General features: G+C 68.4%; 20 protein-coding genes. 13 read left to right on the forward strand and 7 right to left on the reverse strand.

Going from position 1 to position 19,159, the window contains the following annotated elements:
- The first annotated feature begins 184 nt into the window (after window positions 1-184).
- Window positions 185-1,483, forward strand: a complete 1,299-nt coding sequence (locus ACQP1O_RS12600; RefSeq protein ID WP_433567665.1) for an MFS transporter — start codon at window positions 185-187, stop codon at window positions 1,481-1,483.
- Here ACQP1O_RS12600 and ACQP1O_RS12605 read toward each other — a convergent pair.
- On the reverse strand, window positions 1,480-1,920 hold the full coding sequence (locus ACQP1O_RS12605; protein ID WP_433565988.1) for a DUF3099 domain-containing protein: 441 nt from the start codon (window positions 1,918-1,920) through the stop codon (window positions 1,480-1,482). The two genes, ACQP1O_RS12600 and ACQP1O_RS12605, sit on opposite strands and share 4 nt — an antisense overlap.
- 78 nt (window positions 1,921-1,998) lie before the next feature.
- Between ACQP1O_RS12605 and ACQP1O_RS12610 the strand changes: the two genes are divergently transcribed.
- Together ACQP1O_RS12610 and ACQP1O_RS12615 are read left to right on the forward strand one after the other, a co-directional pair.
- Window positions 1,999-2,232: a DUF3039 domain-containing protein gene (locus ACQP1O_RS12610; RefSeq protein ID WP_433565989.1), complete on the forward strand. Its 234-nt coding sequence runs from the start codon at window positions 1,999-2,001 to the stop codon at window positions 2,230-2,232.
- Window positions 2,233-2,272: 40 nt separating this feature from the next.
- On the forward strand, window positions 2,273-2,656 hold the full coding sequence (locus tag ACQP1O_RS12615) for a hypothetical protein (protein WP_433565990.1): 384 nt from the start codon (window positions 2,273-2,275) through the stop codon (window positions 2,654-2,656).
- Window positions 2,657-2,732: 76 nt separating this feature from the next.
- Here ACQP1O_RS12615 and ACQP1O_RS12620 read toward each other — a convergent pair whose 3' ends face one another.
- A complete protein-coding gene (locus ACQP1O_RS12620; protein WP_433565991.1) occupies window positions 2,733-3,392 on the reverse strand; it encodes a TetR/AcrR family transcriptional regulator in 660 nt (219 codons plus the stop codon).
- A gap of 137 nt (window positions 3,393-3,529) precedes the next feature.
- Here ACQP1O_RS12620 and ACQP1O_RS12625 point away from each other — a divergent pair, with 137 nt between their 5' ends.
- From ACQP1O_RS12625 to ACQP1O_RS12650, 6 genes are all read left to right on the forward strand, one after another.
- On the forward strand, window positions 3,530-4,663 hold the full coding sequence (locus ACQP1O_RS12625; protein WP_433565992.1) for a VOC family protein: 1,134 nt from the start codon (window positions 3,530-3,532) through the stop codon (window positions 4,661-4,663).
- Complete coding sequence (locus ACQP1O_RS12630) at window positions 4,660-5,598, forward strand: fumarylacetoacetate hydrolase family protein (protein ID WP_433565993.1); 939 nt, start codon at window positions 4,660-4,662, stop codon at window positions 5,596-5,598. Before ACQP1O_RS12625 ends, ACQP1O_RS12630 begins: the two co-directional genes overlap by 4 nt.
- The gene (locus tag ACQP1O_RS12635; protein WP_433565994.1) at window positions 5,595-7,511 is read left to right on the forward strand and encodes an acyl-CoA synthetase; all 1,917 of its coding nucleotides are present in this window, start codon (window positions 5,595-5,597) and stop codon (window positions 7,509-7,511) included. Before ACQP1O_RS12630 ends, ACQP1O_RS12635 begins: the two co-directional genes overlap by 4 nt.
- A complete protein-coding gene (locus ACQP1O_RS12640) occupies window positions 7,508-7,864 on the forward strand; it encodes a DoxX family protein (protein WP_433565995.1) in 357 nt (118 codons plus the stop codon). Before ACQP1O_RS12635 ends, ACQP1O_RS12640 begins: the two co-directional genes overlap by 4 nt.
- Window positions 7,861-9,381: a bifunctional 3-(3-hydroxy-phenyl)propionate/3-hydroxycinnamic acid hydroxylase gene (locus ACQP1O_RS12645; protein ID WP_433565996.1), complete on the forward strand. Its 1,521-nt coding sequence runs from the start codon at window positions 7,861-7,863 to the stop codon at window positions 9,379-9,381. Before ACQP1O_RS12640 ends, ACQP1O_RS12645 begins: the two co-directional genes overlap by 4 nt.
- Before the next feature lie 181 nt (window positions 9,382-9,562).
- Window positions 9,563-10,957, forward strand: a complete 1,395-nt coding sequence (locus ACQP1O_RS12650; RefSeq protein WP_433565997.1) for an FAD-dependent oxidoreductase — start codon at window positions 9,563-9,565, stop codon at window positions 10,955-10,957.
- 48 nt (window positions 10,958-11,005) lie between these two features.
- On the opposite strand, the gene ACQP1O_RS12655 is transcribed toward ACQP1O_RS12650, so the two are convergent.
- A complete protein-coding gene (locus ACQP1O_RS12655) occupies window positions 11,006-11,947 on the reverse strand; it encodes a sigma-70 family RNA polymerase sigma factor (RefSeq protein ID WP_433565998.1) in 942 nt (313 codons plus the stop codon).
- Window positions 11,948-11,957: 10 nt separating this feature from the next.
- Window positions 11,958-13,148, reverse strand: a complete 1,191-nt coding sequence (locus tag ACQP1O_RS12660) for an NAD(P)/FAD-dependent oxidoreductase (protein ID WP_433565999.1) — start codon at window positions 13,146-13,148, stop codon at window positions 11,958-11,960.
- Window positions 13,149-13,217: 69 nt separating this feature from the next.
- Between ACQP1O_RS12660 and ACQP1O_RS12665 the strand changes: the two genes are divergently transcribed.
- Window positions 13,218-13,376, forward strand: a complete 159-nt coding sequence (locus ACQP1O_RS12665) for a hypothetical protein (RefSeq protein WP_433566000.1) — start codon at window positions 13,218-13,220, stop codon at window positions 13,374-13,376.
- A 98-nt stretch (window positions 13,377-13,474) separates the two neighbouring features.
- Here the strand turns inward: ACQP1O_RS12665 and ACQP1O_RS12670 are convergent, their stop codons facing one another.
- Entirely contained in the window at window positions 13,475-13,906 is a 432-nt protein-coding gene (locus ACQP1O_RS12670; RefSeq protein WP_433566001.1) for a type II toxin-antitoxin system Rv0910 family toxin, read from the reverse strand.
- 266 nt (window positions 13,907-14,172) lie between these two features.
- Here ACQP1O_RS12670 and ACQP1O_RS12675 point away from each other — a divergent pair, with 266 nt between their 5' ends.
- Window positions 14,173-15,432, forward strand: coding sequence for a glycosyltransferase (locus ACQP1O_RS12675; protein ID WP_433566002.1), 1,260 nt, complete (start codon window positions 14,173-14,175; stop codon window positions 15,430-15,432).
- A gap of 19 nt (window positions 15,433-15,451) precedes the next feature.
- Here ACQP1O_RS12675 and ACQP1O_RS12680 read toward each other — a convergent pair whose 3' ends face one another.
- On the reverse strand, window positions 15,452-15,586 hold the full coding sequence (locus ACQP1O_RS12680; protein WP_433566003.1) for a hypothetical protein: 135 nt from the start codon (window positions 15,584-15,586) through the stop codon (window positions 15,452-15,454).
- Window positions 15,587-15,743: 157 nt separating this feature from the next.
- Between ACQP1O_RS12680 and ACQP1O_RS12685 the strand changes: the two genes are divergently transcribed.
- A complete protein-coding gene (locus ACQP1O_RS12685; RefSeq protein ID WP_433566004.1) occupies window positions 15,744-16,280 on the forward strand; it encodes a hypothetical protein in 537 nt (178 codons plus the stop codon).
- On the opposite strand, the gene ACQP1O_RS12690 is transcribed toward ACQP1O_RS12685, so the two are convergent.
- The gene (locus tag ACQP1O_RS12690) at window positions 16,260-17,321 is read right to left on the reverse strand and encodes a YihY/virulence factor BrkB family protein (RefSeq protein ID WP_433566005.1); all 1,062 of its coding nucleotides are present in this window, start codon (window positions 17,319-17,321) and stop codon (window positions 16,260-16,262) included. The genes ACQP1O_RS12685 and ACQP1O_RS12690 overlap by 21 nt on opposite strands.
- A 122-nt stretch (window positions 17,322-17,443) precedes the next feature.
- Between ACQP1O_RS12690 and ACQP1O_RS12695 the strand changes: the two genes are divergently transcribed.
- Window positions 17,444-19,156 carry a DEAD/DEAH box helicase gene (locus tag ACQP1O_RS12695; RefSeq protein ID WP_433566006.1) on the forward strand — a complete coding sequence of 571 codons (1,713 nt, stop codon included), beginning with the start codon at window positions 17,444-17,446 and terminating at the stop codon, window positions 19,154-19,156.
- The last annotated feature ends 3 nt before the right edge of the window (window positions 19,157-19,159 follow it).

Consider the following 19,159-nt stretch of genomic DNA (forward strand, 5'->3'; position numbering starts at 1 on the left):
CGGTTCCAGGACCAGGACGGCGACCAGATGGGGTGTCGGCACGATGCTCCTCTCGTGATGGCTGGATCTTGACGCATTGTGGCATTCTGGCCACTCGTGGCGGAAGAGCTTTTCGGTCACGCTCGATCGGGTGAGCGAACTGAAGGACGATCTCGGCCGGGAATCATCCGGTGGCACAACCCCGTTGGACGCCGGCGCGGACGGCTCGGCCACGAGCAGCGCAGCGCGGCCCTACGCACCCGCGACCAGGCGGCCGGGGCCGCATCCGGCGTGGATCGTGGCGGTGGTGGGCTTCATCGCGCTGCTGGGCGCGGCCGGCTTCCGCTCGGTGCCCGGGGTGCTCATGGACCCGCTGCACGAGGAGTTCGGTTGGTCGCACGGCACCATCGGCGCGGCGGTGTCGGTGAACGTGCTGCTGTACGGGCTGATCTCGCCGTTCGCGGCGGCGCTCATGGATCGCTTCGGTATTCGCCGGGTGGTGGCGTGCGCGCTGGTGCTGATCGCGGCGGGCAGCGGACTGACGGTGTTCATGACCCGGCCGTGGCAGCTCATGGCGACCTGGGGCCTGCTGGTGGGCGTCGGCGTGGGCTCGATGTCCATGCCGTTCGTGGCCACCATCACCGGGCGCTGGTTCGTGAAGCATCGCGGCCTGGTGACCGGCGTGCTCACCGCCGCGGGCGCGACCGGGCAGCTGGTCTTCCTGCCGCTGATCGCGAGCCTGGCCCGCGATCACGGTTGGCGCACACCGTCTCTCGTGGTGTCGGCGACGGCGCTGGCGGTGGTGCCGCTGGTGCTGCTGTTCATTCGCGACTTCCCCAGCGACGCCGGGGTGCGGGCCTACGGCGCCGAACCGGGCAGCGAGGTCGGAGTGCGCACCTCGGCGCCCGGTGGCGCGGCCCGCGCGGTGACGGTGCTGGCGACCATTGTCCGCAAGCCCGTGTTCTGGCTGCTGGCAGGTGGTTTCGCCATCTGCGGGGCATCCACCAACGGGCTGATCGGCACGCACTTCGTGAGTGCCGCCCACGATCACGGCATGCCCGCCACCACCGCGGCCGGATTGCTGGCGACGGTCGGCATCTTCGATGTCGCCGGCACCATCGCCTCGGGCTGGCTCACCGACCGCGTGGACTCCCGCTACCTGCTGGTCGCCTACTACTCGCTGCGCGGCATCTCACTGCTGTTCCTGCCGATCCTCTTCGGGCCCGATGTACACCCGAGCATGTGGGCCTTCATCATCTTCTACGGCCTCGACTGGATCGCCACCGTCCCGCCCACGGTCGCCCTGTGCCGCGCCCACTTCGGCGCGGACGGACCGGTCGCCTTCGGCTGGGTCTTCGCCTCCCACCAGATCGGCGCCGCCCTGGCCGCTTTCGGCGCGGGCGTCATCCGCGACGCGCAGGGCAGCTACACCATGGCCTGGTTCATCGCGGGCGGGTTGTGCGGGCTGGCGGCCCTGCTGTCAGCGGGGATTCGTCCGCGCTAACCGTCGATCGACCTGTGCGGCTGCGATTCCAGCGCCGCCTGATCGCGTCGTCCGTCCCAGCGGCTGGGCTCGTCCTTGGTGCGTGGCGGGCGGTCGTTGGCGATGAGGACCGCGATCCACGGCAGCGGGATGGAGACGCCGATGATCAGCAGCGAGAGCCACCAGCTGTGCCACGCGCTGTAGGCGACGGCCGCGCCGATCAGGCACGGGATGCGCAAGGACATGATGGTGATGTACCGCCGCACCCGGTCGCGATGCTGCTGCTCGAGCGAGGGCGCGGCCTCGGTGATCAACGCCGGATGCTGTTTCTCCTCGCCCGGGAAGTAGCCCTGCGACTGGCGTGGTGGTTTCGGGATGGAACCGGCGGGATGGAACTCGACGTCCGGGCGATCCTCACCGCTCATGCCGTCGGCCTGGGATTCGCCGTCACGCTGCATACCCCGAGTCTTCCACTACCGCGCGTCGGATGCACACGCCGCCCGCCCCGCGACAGGCCGACCTGGCATGATTGAACGGTGAGCGCAGACACCCTGGTCCGTCCGGACGAGACCACAGACGAGTCGACCGACAACGACACTCCCAAGGTCTTCCACTACGTCAAGAAGGAAAAGATCACCGAGTCCGCCGTCATGGGCACCCACGTGGTCGCCCTCTGCGGCGAGGTCTTCCCGGTCACCCGTTCCGCCAAGCCCGGTTCCCCGGTCTGCCCGGACTGCAAGCGAATCTACGAAATGATGAAGAAGGACTGACCGGTTCGGTCCACAGGCATCCCGTGAACGGCTGGGCGCGATGACCACGGCACGTGAGGTTCCCGATCCGTGGTCAGGCTCGCGCAGCACTCCGCACTGGGTTCCCGCCCGCGGATTGGCCAATGGGCTGAATTCACATTCCTGGGCGGTCCTCGCCGACTTGGCCGAGGCACAGGTCTACCGAGTGCTCTTCGCTCTGATCGACGCGGGAATCGCGGCCTATGTACTGCCGGTGCGCACGACCGTGCTGGAGCGCGGCGATCCGGAGGTCGTGTGGCGGCTCTGGGTCGACATCCCGCGGTATCGCGCGGCGGAGGATTTGTTGATGGAGTTGCTGCGCTACGGCCGCCCTCGTCGCCGGCCGAAACCGGTGCAGGGCCGTCGTCGGCGCCCGCGAGTGCCTCTGGTTCGCAAGCCGCAGTGAGCCCCCGAGGCGGCACGTAGAGCATCCACACGCGCCAGTCCGTCGCGTGTGCGGTGCGCGATTCCGACAGGCGTGTTCAGGCCGCGGTGTCGGTGTGCGGCAGTGCGTCGAGGGCGGGCAGGGGACGCCCGCAGATCTCGTGCGCGTCGTCTGCGGAGAGTCCGAACATGCGCAGTAGGTCTTCGGTGACCTGATCCGTCGCTTCGGCGTCGTCGCGTTCGGGTTGCTCGTGCAGGAGCTGGCCGAGGCAGATGGCGGCGCCGGTGACGATGGTCATGGTCAGCTCGGTATCGCGGACGTCGAATCGTCCGGCGCGGACACCGGCTTCTATATCGCGGTGGGCGCGGGGTGCGAGGCCCTTCTCGGAGCGCGCCAGCTGTAGGCCGTTGTTGATCAGGACCTTGCTGAGCATCGGGTTCCGGCGGTGCAGGCGCCCGGTGAGCCGGAAGCTCTGGGCGAAGACCTGCGCGGGGTCCTCCAGGTTTTCGCAGAGGGTGTCGAGCGCGATGCCGTACACATCGAGCGCTTCCTCGACAGCGGCCTCGAACAGTTCTTCGCGGGTTTGGAAGTGGTTGTAGAACGAGCCCATCCCGACGTCCGCGGCCTGGGTGATCTCCAAGATCGGCACGCTGAGCTTGCCCGCCGCGAGGAACGATTGCGCCGCCCTCACGAGCGCCGCGCGGGTGCGCGCCTTCCGGCGCTCCAGGCGATTGGGTTGCCCGGATTGCGTGACCATCGCTGTCCACCTCTTCCCTGACACCGTAGGTCGCCCAGCATAACTCCCCGGGTCAGTTCTGACGAAATTTTCAGAAGGTCTTGACTGACTATTGGTTCGCGAGTGACGATATCGTCAGAACCTGAAGGGAGCGGTCGATGAGCAGACATCACGACGTGCACAACGGCCTGCACAGTGAGCAGGGCGCAGTGCGGGGTGAGCACCCCGGCCGCGCCCGCAATCCCGTGGTGCAGGTGCTCGATCTGGCCTGGCTGGAATTCGAGAAGCCCGACCTGGAGCGTGCCGAGATCTTCTCTCGCGCTTTCGGTTTCGCCACCGCCATGCGGACATCCGAGGAATTGCACCTGCGCGGAACCGACGCCGGGTCGCCCTGTGTGCTGGTGCGGCGCGGTGACCGTTCCCGCTTCGTGGGCCCGGCCTTCCGGGCCGCCGACACCGGCGATCTGCTGCGTCTGGGCGAGGAAACCGGTCTGCGGCCGCAGCCGCTGCCGGAGTTGCTCGGCGGGCTGGGTCTCGATCTGGTGGATCCGAGTGGGCTGCGGGTCCGGGTCGTCGCCGAAACCCACGAACTGCCCGGGCTGCCCGCGCAGCAGACGCAGGTCTTCAACAGCGGGCACGAGGTACCGCGTGTCAATGTCACCCAGCGGCCGCCCCGGGCTCCGGCGCAGGTGCAGCGGCTCGGCCATGTCGTCGTGCAGACCACCAGGTACCGGGAGACTCTCGACTGGTACCTGCGCTATCTGGGCCTGATCGTCAGCGACTTCCTCTTCTACCCGGGACAGCGGGAACGGGGGCCGGTGATGAGCTTCATTCGCTGCGATCGCGGCGCGACTCCGACCGACCATCACACGCTGGCGCTCACCCTCGGGCCGTCCAACCGGTATGTGCACTCCGCCTATCAGGTCGCTGATCTGGATGCGCTCGCCGCCGGCGGCGAGTACCTCCTCGACCACGGTTATCAGCGGTCGTGGGGGATCGGACGCCACATTCAGGGCAGCCAGATCTTCGACTACTGGCGGGATCCCGACGGTTTCATGGTCGAGCATTTCAGCGACGGCGACATGTTCGACTGCACCCTCGAACCGGGCTGGGCGCCGATGAGCGCGTCGGGTCTGGCGCAATGGGGGCCGTCCGCCACCAAGGATTTCCTGGGTCTCTCCCCTGGGCGGGAATCGCTCAGGGAAGCGCGCTCGATCCTCGACGCACTGCGCGAGGACAACGAATTCGATCTCCGCCGCCTGCGCGGCCTGCTGAAAGTAGCCAACTCATGAGCATTTCCGTTCTCCGTACCGAGGACGCCTGGTGGGTCCGGACACCCGCCGGTGCGGCGCGCATCGATACGGTCGCGACCACGACGCGCGAACTGCTGGCGGATCGGGCAGCGATCGCCGCGGCCGCCGCGAGCTCGGATCTTGTTCCGGTCGACGATCTTTCGCTGATCTCGCCGGTGACCGCACCGTGTCGAGTCGTCGCGCAGATGACGAACTTCACATCCCACGTGAAGGACTCGGGGATGAACCCCGAGACCGTGCCGCTGACCTTCTTCCGCAAGAGCTCCGGATCGATCAGCGGTCCCTACGACGAGGTGATCCGGCCCTCACATGTGAAGCTGCTGGACTACGAGGTGGAGATCGGCCTGGTGTTCGGCCGCGAGATGCCGGTCGGCGCCGAGATCGACGATGACTCCCTCGGCGACTACATCGCGGGTCTGGTCGTGACGAACGACGTGTCGGCCCGGGACGTGCAGCTGCCGAAAACTCAGTTCTACGAGGCGAAGTCGTACCCGACCTTCACGCCCGTCGGCCCCGCGCTGGTGCTGCTGGACGCCGATGAAACCAAGCGGTTCACCGATCTGCGCCTGCGGTTGTGGGTGAACGGCCGAGTGCGCCAGGACATGACGGTCGCCGACATGATCTACCGGCCGGTCGAGACGCTGCGGGCATTGAGCCGGTTCCAGCGCATGGATGCCGGAGACCTGCTGCTGACCGGAACTCCGATCGGCACCGCGCTCAGCGCTCCGCCGAAGCCGGTCGAGATCATCGCGTCGCTACTGCCGCCCAAGGTGAAGTGGAAGCTGTTCTTCGAGGGCCAGGCCAAGAATCCGAAGTACCTGCAGGACGGCGATGTGGTCGAGGCGACCATCGGCACCGATGATGGTGTCCTCGATCTGGGCCGCCAGCGCACGGTCGTGAGGTACGCGCGGTGACCGGGAACACTATCCTCGAGACCGATGCCGAAGCCCTGCTGTGGCCGCGCTACACCGGTCCGGAGGACCTGAGCGCGATCGAATCGGTACCCCTGGTCGAGCGCGGGCTGCCCGAGTCGACCTACGCACTGCTGGTGCGCGCCGCGAGGCGGTGGCCGGACCGTACGGCCGTCACCGTGCTGTCCGATGCTTCGAGTTGGCGGGAACCGGTGCGGCGCACCTACTCCCAGTTGCTCGCCGAGGTACATCGCTATGCCAACCTGCTGCACACGCTCGGTGTGCGCCGCGGCGACGCGGTCGCCCTGATCGCACCCAACTGCGCCGAGTTGATTCCCGCCACCCTGGCCGCACAGCTGGCGGGTATCGCCGCACCGATCAACGGCGGCCTGTCGCAGGCGCATATCGCGGAGCTCCTGCACCGCTCGGGCGCTCGGGTGTTGATCGCCGCCGGCCCGGAACTCGCCGCCGACATCTGGGAGTCGGTATCCGAACTCGCGTCCCAGGGCCTGCTGGATGCGGTGCTGGTGCTACAGCCGACCGCTGCCGCAGCGGAGACCGAGCCACTGCCCATCGTCGACGGTGTGCACATCGGCTATCTCGATACCCTTGCAAACGACCAGGATTCGGCCGCCTTTGCCGGGAAGCCGCCCGCGGCAACGGATCTGGCGGCCCTGTTCCACACCGGCGGCACCACCGGTGTGCCGAAGCTGGCCGCGCATCGGCAGTCCGGTGAGGTTGCCAACGCGTGGATGATCGCGGCCAACTCCCTGCTCGACGAGGATTCGGTGGTCTTCGCCGCGCTGCCGCTGTTCCATGTCAACGCGCTCGTCGTGACGCTGCTCGCGCCCTTGTTCCGCGGTCAGTCGGTGGTATGGGCCGGGCCGCTCGGATACCGGGACTTCGCTCTCTACGGGGAGTTCTGGAATATCGTGGCGCACTACCGGATCGCGGCCATGAGCGCGGTGCCGACGGTGTACGCGGTGCTGGCCCAGTGCCCGATCGGCGCGGACATCTCGAGTCTCCGGTACGCGATGGTCGGTGCGTCCCCGCTGCCGGCCGCCGTGCGCGAGAACTTCCAGGCGCACACCGGGGTCACGTTGGTCGAAGGCTATGGCCTCACCGAGGCGACATGCGCGACCGCCCGCAGTTTCCCGGATCTGCCGCGTCCCGGCTCGGTCGGACAGCGCATGCCCTATCAGCAGGTCAAGGTTGTTCGCACGCCCGAGGACGGGGTCTGGACCGAACTCCCCGCGGGTGAGACCGGGATATTGGTGATCGGCGGACCCACGGTTTTCGCTGGTTACGTGACCGGCCGCACCGAGCACGGGCACCTGCTGGACGGGCTCGGTGCCGTGGTCGACGGGTGGTTGAGCACGGGCGATCTCGCGCACGTCGAGGCCGACGGGTTCATTCATCTACACGGTCGCGCGAAGGATCTCATCATTCGTGGCGGGCACAATCTCGATCCGGCGGTCATCGAGGACGCGCTCCTGTCCCACCCGCAGGTGACCTCGGCGGGCGCGGTCGGCCGCCCGGACGTGCACGCCGGGGAAGTACCCGTCGCCTATGTGACCCTGGTGCCCGGTGCGGAGGTGAGCGAGGCGGAGCTCGTCGCCTGGGCGGGGGAGCGAGTGCCCGAACGCGCCGCCGTGCCGAAAACCGTGACGGTGCTGGATGTCCTGCCGGTGACCGACGTCGGCAAGCCGTACAAACTCGGCCTGCGCGCCGACGCCACTCGTCGCGAGGTAGTGGACGCGCTGGTCGGCGTCGAGGCCGTACTCGGTGTCACCGCGCAGGTCGAGGACGGCGCGATCGTAACCGTCGTCGAGCTCGGCCCCGGGGCCGCCGAGAGGGCCGTCGAGGCGATCCTCGGTCGCTACGCGATCAAGTGGAAGGTCGAGGGGCCCCGATGAAAATCGTGTCGACCGCGCTGGCCGCGGTGCTCACCGTGGAGTTCCTGTCGTTCGGTGCGGCCAAGACACTCGCCCTCGCGCCGATGCGGGAACGCGCCGCGCGTCTGGGCTACTCCACCGCCGCCTACCGGGGCATCGGAGCGCTCGAAATCGCCGGCGCGAGTGGGCTGCTGATCGGTCTGGCCCGGCCGCCGATCGGGATCGCCGCGGCTATCGGTCTGGCGCTGTTGATGATCGGTGCGGTGTTCGCACATGTCCGCAACGGCGACGGCGTGGCGGAGTACGCGCCTGCGGTGGTCACCGGACTGGTCGCACTCGGCTATCTGGCTGCGCTGGCGGGGGTTTCGCCGTGAGCACCGAGATGATCCCGGTGGTGATCGTCGGCGCGGGCCCGGCCGGTATCACCGCGGCCACGTTGCTCGCGCACTATGGGATCGACACTCTCGTACTGGAGCGGTGGACGGATGTCTATCCACAACCGCGGGCGGTACACCTCGACGGCGAGATCCGCCGGATCCTGGAACGTCTGGGAGTCGGCAGGGAATTCGACGGGATCTCCCGGCCCGCCCTGGGGCTGCGGCTCATCGATCCGAGCGGGCGGGTGCTGGCCCAGTTCGATCGCGACCCGGCCGGTGGGCACAGCGGGTACCCGGAGGCGAACCTGTTCGATCAGCCGGAACTGGAGGCGATCCTACGGGCCAACCTGAAGCGGTATCCGCGGGTGACCTTGCGCGGTGACGCCGAAGTCACCGCCATCACCGAGGAATCCGGCTGTGTCCGAGTGGATTTCACCGATCGCGTGACCGGTAAGGCCGAATCAGTGCGTGCGCGTTACGTATTGGGCTGCGATGGCGCGAACAGTGTGGTCCGCGGCGCGATCGGCGCACGCATGCGGAATCTGCGATTCGAGCAGCGCTGGCTTGTGGTGGACGTCGCCACGCCGTGGGATCTGGGGCAGTGGGAAGGCGTGCACCAGGTGTGCGATCCGATGCGCGCTGCCACGTTCATGCGCATCGGAAAAACCCGCTACCGCTGGGAATTCCGGCTCCGGCCCGGCGAGACCGCCACCGACTTCGACGACCCGGGGCGGCTGCGCCCATTGCTCGACCCGTGGCTCGGCGGTCTTCCGGCGGCGGATCTCGAACTGGTCCGCGTCGCGGAATACACCTTCCGCGCCCAGCTGGCCGACCGCTGGCGCCGGGGCCGGGTGTTCCTGCTCGGCGATGCCGCGCATCTGACCCCGCCGTTCATCGGCCAGGGCATGGGCGCGGGCCTGCGCGACGCGACCAACCTCGCGTGGAAGCTGGCGGGCGTGCTGCGCGGGGAACTCCCGGAAGACGTGCTCGATACCTACGAGACGGAGCGGAAACCACACGCGCGGACCATGATCCGGCTGGCCAAGCTCACCGGCGTCACCATGACCGCCGGTGGTGAACTGGGCAACCGGCTGCGAAGTCTGCTGGCACCGCGCATGCACCGGATTCCCGGCCTCACCCAGATACTCACCAGCGGCGAATCCCCGCCCCTGCACCTGTCGGGTCCCGGGCGCGGGGCGCGCCTGCGCCCGCGGTTGGCGGGCCGGCTGGTTCCCAACACGCGGCTCGCCGACGGCCGCCGCCTCGACGAGGCCATGAACGGGCGCTACGCCGTCATCACCGTGTGCGAGCCCGCGCCGCAGTGCCGACTCGCCGTCGAGCAGCGCGGCGGGTTCGTCGTCGTCGCGGAGCCGGGCACCGAACTGCATCGTTGGGTGCGGCAGGGTCGCGCCGTCGCGGCTCTGGTCCGCCCGGACGGCACCGTCCAGTCCTGCGGAGATGTGCAGTCGTTGTGCGCGGCATCGCCTTCTTTTCAGCCGGGCACACAGGCGTGACGGTGACGAGCCAGTTGCTGACCATTGCAACGTTTATGAGGAAATCATCATCTGGCGTGTTACCGTACCGATAGGCCTCGCCGCCTGATCTATTCATTCAAATATGACGAGCCAATCAATTGGCCGTGGATGATGCCAGGGCGCCGGTCGGCAGTGCCGTGACGCTCGTAACGTGTGAGGCATGGGCGAACGCGTGGTGATCATCGGCGGGGATGCTGCGGGAATGGCGGCGGCGTCACAGGCGCGCAGGTTGAAGCGCGCGGGGGAGCTCGAGATCGTCGTTTTCGAGCGGGGGCACTTCACCTCGTACTCGGCGTGCGGGATTCCGTACTGGGTGGGCGGGGACGTCGGTGCGCTGGACGATCTCATCGCGCGGACGCCCGCCGAGCATCGGGCGCGGGACATCGATCTGCGGCTGGGAACCGAGGTCGTGGAGATCGATGTCGCCGGGCGGCGGGTGAGGTCTCGCGAGCTCGGCACCGGTCGGGAGAGCTGGACCGGCTACGACAAACTCGTGATCGCCACCGGCGCGACGCCGATCCGGCCCGCGCTGCCCGGAATCGACGCGGCCGGGGTGCACGGGGTGCAGACGCTCGATGATGGGCAAGCCCTCATCGCCACCCTCGAGTCGATCGCGGGCCGGCGGGCGGTGGTGGTGGGTGCGGGGTACATCGGTGTGGAGATGGCGGAGGCGCTACTCCACCGGGGATTCCAGGTCACCATGCTCAATCGCAGCGCCGAGCCCATGTCCACCCTCGATCCGGATATGGGTGTGCTGATCCGGAAGGCCATGCAGGGCATGGGGATTCAGGTCGTCGACAATGCGGAGCTGATGGCCGTCCACACCGATGCGCAGGGCCGGGTCACCGGCGTCGCCACCGCTGATGCCGAATACCCCGCCGATGTGGTGGTTCTCGGTATCGGCGTTCGCCCCGCCACCGACCTCGCCCGCGCGGCCGGTCTCCCGCTGGGAGAGTCCGGCGGTCTGCTCACCGATCTCGCCATGCGGGTGCGCGGACACGAGAACATCTGGGCCGGAGGCGATTGCGTCGAGGTGCTCGACCTGGTCTCCGGCTCCGAACGCCACATTCCCCTCGGCACGCACGCCAACAAGCACGGCCAGATCATCGGTTCCGGCGTCGGCGGCGACTACGCCACCTTCCCCGGCGTGGTGGGCACCGCGGTCAGCAAGGTGTGCGACCTGGAGGTCGCCCGCACCGGCCTGCGCGAGCGCGACGCCCGCGCGGTCGGCCTGCAATTCGTCACCGTCACCATCGAATCCACCAGCCGCTCCGGCTATTTCCCCGGCACCGCACCCATGACGGTGAAGATGCTCGCCGAACGCCGCACCGGCCGCCTGCTCGGTGTCCAGATCGTCGGCCGCGAAGGAGCGGGCAAGCGCATCGACATCGCCGCCGTGGCCCTCACCGCCCGCCTCACCGTCGACCAGATCGTCGCCCTCGACCTCGGCTACGCCCCACCCTTCTCCCCGGTCTGGGATCCCGTCCAAGTCGCCGCCCGCAAGGCCGTCACGGCGGTCCGCCGCGACGCCATGGAGAGGGATCGAACGAAGTAACCCGAACTCTCCGCCCCGAACCTGCTCTCGCGCCGATGTCCTGATCGGTCACCAGGATTCGATGAGCGGGGCGCCATGCTCCTGCCGATGCCATTCCCCCGTGAGGCGAGTGAGTCGGTCCGGGGTGGCGATGCCGCGCACGGTTGCGATCCTGTCGTCACGGATCTCCAGGATCGTGACGCCCACGACCCGGTTGTCGAGCATGACGACCATGGCCGGGCAGTGGTTGACCACGGCGGCATGGATCGAGGGTGAGCCACCGGCGAGTCTGCGCTTGGTCGCAGAGGATTTGAAGCCGGCTCGCACCGCGCCGGCGATCCGCTCCGGGTTCGCGTACCGGATCAGCTTCCGGGCCAACCCGAGCCCGGCGCCGTCGGAGATGCCGGTCGCATCGTCGGTCAGCAGCGCGACCAGCTGTTCGGTCCGGCCCGAGGAAGCGGCCTCGACGAACGCCTCGACGATTCGACGCGCGGTGGCATGGTCGAGGTGAGTTCCATTGCCGGCAGCGGTGATTCGCCGCCGGGCTCGGTGGGCGTGTTGCTGACTCCCGGACTCGGTGATGCCGAGGATCTCGGCGATCTCGGCGTGGCTGTACGAAAACGCCTCGCGCAGAACGTACACGGCGCGTTCGACAGGAGAGAGCCGCTCCATGAGCGTGAGCACCGCCAGCGTCACCGATTCGCGCTGCTCGACGGTGTCGGCCGGGCCCAGCATCGGGTCGCCGTCCAGGAGCGGTCCGGGCATCCAGGCGCCGACCGCGCGTTCGCGCCGCGCCTGCGCCGAACGGAGCCGGTCGAGAGCAAGGTTGGTGACGATCTTGGTCAGCCAGGCCTCGGGCACCTCGACGTACTCCCGGTCGGCGGCCTGCCACCGCAGGAAGGCGTCCTGCACCGTGTCCTCGGCGTCGGCGGCCGACCCGAGCAGACGGTAGGCGATCGAGGCCAGCCGATTTCGGCTGGCCTCGAATCGCGCCACGGTGGCGGTGTCCATGGGCGCGACCTTATCGAGCGACCAGCTCGGGCGAGAGCTCCCGGGCGGCGTCCGAACGGTAGTTGTGACTCGGCTTTCCGAGGGTCGGGTGGCTGATGGCCCAGCCGCTGGTTGCCACGATCGCCGACTTGACTCGTGCCGCTGACCGGCCGCACAGGGCTCCGGGCCGCGAGCGAGCGTCATCGTCGACCAACTGGAAGATCGCGTCCTTGCGGCCGAGGCTGATGTGGTTGCCGAAATAGGTCAGAGCGGTCGCCCTTATCGTGCGCCCGGTCCGGTCCCCGATGATCGTGGCCGCCACCTGCCTGCCGGTGTATCCCGCGGACGCGCAGGACATCGGAAGAGGGTGGCCGTTCTCGCCGATGACGAAGGCGCTGTCGCCGGCGGCGTAGACCTCCGGGTGCGAGACCGACCGCATGTGACGGTCGACCGTGATCTGACCATTGGCTTCCACCGCGAGTCCACTGGCGGCGGCGATCGGGTGGACGGCGAAGCCGGCGGCCCACACGGTCGCGTCGGAGGCGAGAACGGTGCCGTCGGCGGCGACCACCGCGGTCTGCTCGACGCGCTCGATAGTGGTGTGCTCATGGATCGTGATGCTGAACCGGTCGAACGCGCGCAGCAGGTGGCGACGGGCCGTCGGGCCCAGCCAGCCGCCCAGTTCGCTGCTGGTGGCGAGGTCGACCCGAAGTCCCGGACGGGCTTCTGCGATCTCGGTCGCGGCCTCGATCGCGGTCAAGTTGCCGCCGACGATCAGCACCCTTCCGTCCTCGCCCAGCTCCTCCAGCCGTGCACGCAGGCGCAGTGCGGATGGCCGCGCGGCCACGTGGCAGGCGTACTGATCGACGCCGGGAACGCCGTGGTCGGCGGCGGTGCTGCCGAGCGTGTAGAGCAGGGTGTCGTATCCGAGTCGTTCGATGCCCTCGCCGTCGGCGATCGTGACGGTCCGGTGCTCTGCGTCGACGTCGGTCACCCGCGCCACTCGCAGCCGGATGCCGGTGCCCGCGAACACTTCCGCCAGCGGCCGGTGACGGAGATCGTGCCCGGCGGCGAGCTGATGCAGGCGCATCCGCTCGACGAAATCGGGTTCGGCATTGACGACGGTGATCTCGAAGTCGTCGGAATGGAGTTGGCGGGCCAGGTATCCGGCGGAGAAGGCCCCGGCGTATCCGGCTCCGAGTACGACGATTCGGTGCTGCATGGTTCGCTCCTGTCTGGTTCGCGTGCTCCCTGAACGAGACGGCTCGCGAATTCCTGACAGCATCGATCGGTGACGTGGATCACCTCGCGGACCGCGTCCGCACGTCGAACAGACCATCAAGGCAACGGGACAGCGATGCTCGGGTTCCTGTGGAACGAGCATTACGCCTCACTCTCGGGCGTGGGCACCGCCGCCATGGCGCAATTGCCCACCGCCGAGTTCCCGTAGCTCGCTGAGACTGCCGCGCAGGCTCGGGCGCTGTCGGCGGACGACGAGTTTCGCGGTGGTGTCGAGCTTCTCGTACTCGGAGTCGCCGTGCAGGCGGGTCAGCCGTAGAGCTGGACGAAGCGGTCGAGGGAGCGTTCGACGTCGCCGCGGAGGGCACGGGCCACGGCCGAGCCGATGGGGCCGAAGAGGGGTGCGCCGCCGAGGGTGAAGTCGGCGGTGACCCTGGAGCCGGTGGGGCTGGGGGAGACGCGGAGTTCGATGGCGAATTTGGTGCCGCCGATGCCGGAACCGTTGAGGACCAGGCGGTTCGGGGGTTCGGCGGTTTCGACGGTCCAGGTGACGCGATTGCGGAAGCCTTTGACGGTGGCTACGCCGATCAGGCGGGTCCCGGGGGTGAGCGCATCCGGGACCGGGCCGCGCCAGCCCTCGTGGAGGGTGAGCCATTTGTCGAGTTCGGGCAGGTCGGAGGCGTGCGACCAGGCCCGCTCGGGCGGGATCGGGACGTCTACGGAGACCTTCAGCTTAGCCACGAACCAGATGGTATCTGTTACATGATGTAGCCCTAACGGTGGCGTCCTGGAAGCCTGTGGACCGGATGGGCGAGGTCGACCACGCTCGGAAGCAGCCGGGCGTTTCGTTACCCCTGCCAGTGGCACCGCCGGCCAATGGGGACCGGCTCGGTGGTACCACGGTGAGGCCGCGCACATGACCGGGGTATTCGGGCAGTTGCCAAGCGCCACTGCAGATTCGATATTCGAGTTGTGAAGTCGAGGTGGCCGGTGGCAGGGGGAAATTCGTGAGCAAGTTCGTCATCGCGGCGATGGGTACCCGCGGCGATGTGGCGCCGTTGCTGGATGTCGGGGTGCGTCTGCGCGATGCGGGGCACGATGTGGTGGTGGCCGCGCATTGTCTGTTCCGCGGTCTGATCACCGAGTCCGGGCTCGAATTCCGGCTCATGGGAGCCGATGTCGGAATTGATATGTCCGATCCGTACGGAGTCGACCTGAGCGGTCACGACAGTTTGGTGGACGCGGACAAACTCGCCTGGCCGGAGGGCCAGCGGTTTCTGGGGAACGGTCTGCTCGAAGCCCTCGTCGACGAACCTGCCGATGCCCTGTTGCTCAGTCCCATCACCGAATTCGCGGGGCTGCAACTCGCCGAGGCGAAGGGCGTACCGGCCATCGGGTTACGGTTGTTCCCGCTGTCGGCGACGGCTCAGCATGCGCCGAGTTTGTTCGGCGGCAAGGACTTCGGGGGTTTCGGCAACCGTGTGTCGGCCGAGTTCGGGGCGTGGTTGTTCGACACCGTCTATCGCGAACCCGTCGCGGGCTTTCGGCGCGACCTGGGCCTGCCGAAGGTGTCCGCCAGGGAATTGCGCCGCCGCCGAACCGCGTCGGAATGGCTTGTGCTGCATGGATATTCGCAGGCTGTTTCGCCACGTCCGGTGGACTGGAGGGCGGGTCTCGAGGTCACCGGCTACTGGTGGCCGCCGCGACCCGTCGGCTGGGAGCCGCCGGCCGAGCTGGTCGAGTTCCTCGAGGCCGGACCGCCCCCGGTGTTCGTCGGATTCGGTAGCACCACCGAAGGCATGTCGCGGCGGGCGGAATTCTCGGAGATCGTGAACGAGGCGCTGCGGCAGTACGGCGGGCGGGCGCTGGTGCAGGCGGGCTGGCTGCAACTGGCCGTCGGTGGCGACAATGTCCTGACCATCGGCAGCGTGCCCTACGATTGGCTCTTCCCCCGGATCGCGGCCGCCGTCCACCACGCCGGTGCCGGAACAACTTCCGCCGGCCTGCGCGCGGGCGTTCCGTTCGCAGCGGTACCCGGCCAGGCGGATCAGGGTTTCTGGGCGCACCGGATGCGAGTACTCGGTGTCAGTCCGGCGACCATCCCACTCCAGAAGCTGTCGGTGGACGGCTTGGTCACCGCCCTGCACGCACTGACCGGTGACAACACCTACCGCGAGAATGCCGCTCGGCTGGCGGCCCGCATCGCGGGAGAGGACGGTGCGGGCGCGGCGGTCGAAGCGATCGAGGCGCATCTCGGCACACGGTGATGTCGCCGATGAAGAAGGATCAGCCCCGGGCCGCCTCGCCCTCGCCGACTCCGCCGGGCTCTTCGTCGCCCAGCAACTCGTCCTGGATCGCCTCGAGCATGCAGGTGTTGTTGTCGAGCAGACCCAGGATCTCGTCCAACCGGTCGTTCTTCATACGGCGATCGTCACCCGACCTCGCCCCGGGGGCAACCTCGAGCCGGTGCCTTTGCTCGTTGGTGCTGTGAAACCTTGGCTGTCAATGGCATCCGATTTCTTGAGTTGTCACTCAGTAAATGGTTATCCTGAGTCGGAACTCAGGAAAGGTTGGTCCGATGGCGAATCCGCTGTTGCTGGCTACACACATCACCATTGCGCTCGCGCTGACGATCCTCGTCGGGGTGCAGTGCACCGAGTTGGCGCGAATCCGGCTGGAGCCCAGCGGGGTTCGGGTTGACGGGGCCGTTCGGGCCGTGCGGCTCACGCTGTTGTCGGTTCCGGTGTTCACGCTGTTGACCGCGGTCACGGGGTTCGCGGTTCTGGCGGATGGGGCGAAGGGTGGCCCGTGGATCGGAGCAGGGCTGGTGTCGACCGCTGTTATCGGGGCGAGCTCGGGGTGGACCCGGCGGCGATTGGCCGGGCCGGGGTCACACCGGGCCGGCCATGGTGCGGGGGTGCTGGCTGCCGTCCAATGGGGCGTTCCCACGCAGGCGTTGGCCGCGGCCTTCCTGATGGCCGACCGGCCCGACAATCCCGCCATCGCCTTCGCACCTGTCCTGGTCGCGATCGCCATCACGGCTGCCGCGTATTTCTCGGCGCGTCGCACCGAGGGTGAGTCGGTCGAACCGGGCCTACGGGCTGGGTCGCAGTGACCGCGACTCGGCCGCGGGCGGCGGGTCCTCCGGTTTCGGTGCGGTGGGCGCCGGGTCCGCCGGCCGGGACCGTTTGCGGGTGTTCCACCAGTGGCGGAACTGAGCCAGCCGGGTGGCGCGGGCGGGCCAGAATTCCTCGACGCTGGCATTGAATTCGGCGCCGAGGATGATGGCGAAACCCAGGAAGAACGTGAACAGCAGGAAGGCGATGGGGGTCGCCAGCGCGCCGTAGGAGATGCCGGTCCGGGTCACCCAGGCCAGGTAGCGGCGCAGACCCTCGCTGGCGGTCATGAAGAACACGCCGGCGACCAGCGCGCCGCCGAAGAGCCGATGCCAGGGGAGAGTGCGGTGGAGGGCGGTCTTGTAGAGGAACGTGAGGCCGACGATCAGCAGCAGACTGGTGCCGGGGTAGTAGAAGGCGTCGATGAGCCGCAGGCCCGGCTCGCGCCAGGTGTGGGGGAGGACCCGTCCGATGAGGGTGGGGCCCAGAGCGATCAGCGGCAGGATGAGCACCGCGATCACGAGGAAGCCGACGTAGAGCAGCAGCGCGAATATTCGCTGCCAGACCGGATGCCGCGCGGTGGCCTGGCCGTGCGCGGCAGTGATGGCGTCGACGAAGGTGGCCATGGCCGAGGAACCGGCCCACAGCGACAGCACGAAGCCGACGGACACCACCCCGCCGTGGCCGCGCTGCAGCACGTCGTTGACGGTCGGCTGGACCAGACTGTCGACCACGCTGGGGCTGAACGCCTTCCGCGCGAAGCTGACGATCTTGGACTGCACGATGTTCACCGTGTTCGGGCCGAACCAGTGCCCGACATAGCCGAGGCTGCCGAGCAGTCCCAGCAGCAGCGGGGCCAGCGAGAGCGTCTGCCAGAAGGCCGCCGCCGCGGATTTGGCGAAGATCGCGTCGTTCCATGCCTTCATCGCGACGTGGACGACGAGTTGCCGGATTCGGCCCCAGCGGGTGGCGGCGAGCACAACGGACGCCGTCGGCGCCGACACTTCGGCGTGTTGCGGAGATTCGTCGTGCGCGTTCATCGTGGCCTAAGCATTGCCTACCAGCGCTTCGAATGGGACCGGACCCGGGATGTGGCGTGTGGCACTCCGCGGGGCTGTGTCGGATTGGAAAGCTGTCGGGTTCGATCGCTAATCTCTACCGAGTGACTTCGGGTGGTGGCGGTTCGTTACGTGCATGGCAGCGCAGGGCACTCACGAAGTATCTGACGACCAAGCCACGCGACTTCCTTGCCGTCGCCACCCCCGGCGCGGGTAAGACCACGTTCGCGCTGCGTGTGGCGGCCGAGCTGCTCAACGATCGCACGGTCGACCAGGTCACGGTGGTCGCACCCACCGAGCACCTCAAGCATCAGTGGGCTGCGTCGGCCGCGCGCAACGGGATTCAGCTGGATTCGAACTTCTCCAACTCGACCGGTTCCACCTCGTCGGACTACCACGGCGTGGTGGTCACCTACGCGCAGATCGCCTCGCATCCGTTCAAGCACCGGGTACGCACCGAGAACCGCCGCACGCTGGTGATCATGGACGAGATCCACCACGCCGGTGACGCCAAGAGCTGGGGTGAGGCGGTCGAGGAGGCGTTCGGTGACGCCACCCGCCGGCTGGCGCTGACCGGTACCCCGTTCCGCAGCGACGACTCCAAGATCCCGTTCATCACCTACGAGCCCGACGAGTCCGGTTTCGAGAAGTCGCGGGCCGACCACACCTACGGCTACTCCGAGGCGCTCGCCGACGGCGTGGTCAGACCCGTGGTCTTCCTCGCCTACTCCGGTGAGGCGCACTGGCGGGACAGCGCGGGCGAGGAGTACTCGGCCCGTCTCGGCGAGCCCCTCAACGCCGAGCAGACCGCCCGCGCCTGGCGCACCGCCCTCGACCCGGCCGGCGACTGGATGTCGAAGGTGCTCACTGCCGCCGACACCCGCCTGCGCCAGCTGCGCGCCACCGGCATGCCCGACGCGGGCGGCCTGGTGATCGCCACCGACCAGGAGAAGGCACGCGACTACGCCGAACTGCTGGAACACATTTCGGGCACCAAGCCGACCATCGTGCTGTCCGACGATCCGGACTCCTCCGACCGCATCGGCGAGTTCAGCGAGAGCACCGACCCGTGGATGGTCGCGGTGCGCATGGTGTCCGAGGGCGTCGACGTGCCGCGCCTCGCGGTCGGCGTGTATGCCACCAGCGCCTCGACCCCGCTGTACTTCGCGCAGGCCATCGGCCGTTTCGTGCGTGCCCGCAAGACCGGTGAGACCGCCAGCGTCTTCCTGCCCTCGGTGCCGGTGCTGCTGGATCTGGCCGCTCAGCTGGAACTGCAGCGCGACCATGTCATCGGCAAGCCGCACCGCGAGGCGAACGCGCTCGAGGACGAACTGCTCATCGACGCCAACCGGCAGAAGGACGAGCCGGGCGAGGAGGAGAAGAAGTTCGTCGCCCTGGCCGCCGACGCCGAGCTCGACCAGGTCATCTACGACGGCGACTCCTTCGGCACCGCCACCTTCTCGGGCAGCGACGAGGAGGCCGACTACCTCGGCATCCCCGGCCTGCTCGACGCCGACCAGATGCGCGCCCTGCTGCGCGAACGCCAGTCCCGTCAGCTCCAGGAACGCAGCGCCGCCGCCGAGGCTCGCCCCTCGGGTGCCGGCGTGGAGGCCGCGGTCGAGCGTGCCGCCACCTCGGACCGCCTGTCCGAGCTGCGCCGCGAACTGAACAGCCTGGTCGCCATGCACCACCACCGCACCGGCAAACCGCACGGCGTCATCCACGGCGACCTGCGCCGCGAATGCGGCGGTCCCCCAACCGCTCTCGCCACCGCCGACCAGCTCTCCCAGCGCATCGCGGCCCTGCGTCGGATCTGACCA

Source organism: Nocardia sp. CA-151230, from assembly GCF_050942175.1.
Taxonomy (GTDB): domain Bacteria; phylum Actinomycetota; class Actinomycetes; order Mycobacteriales; family Mycobacteriaceae; genus Nocardia.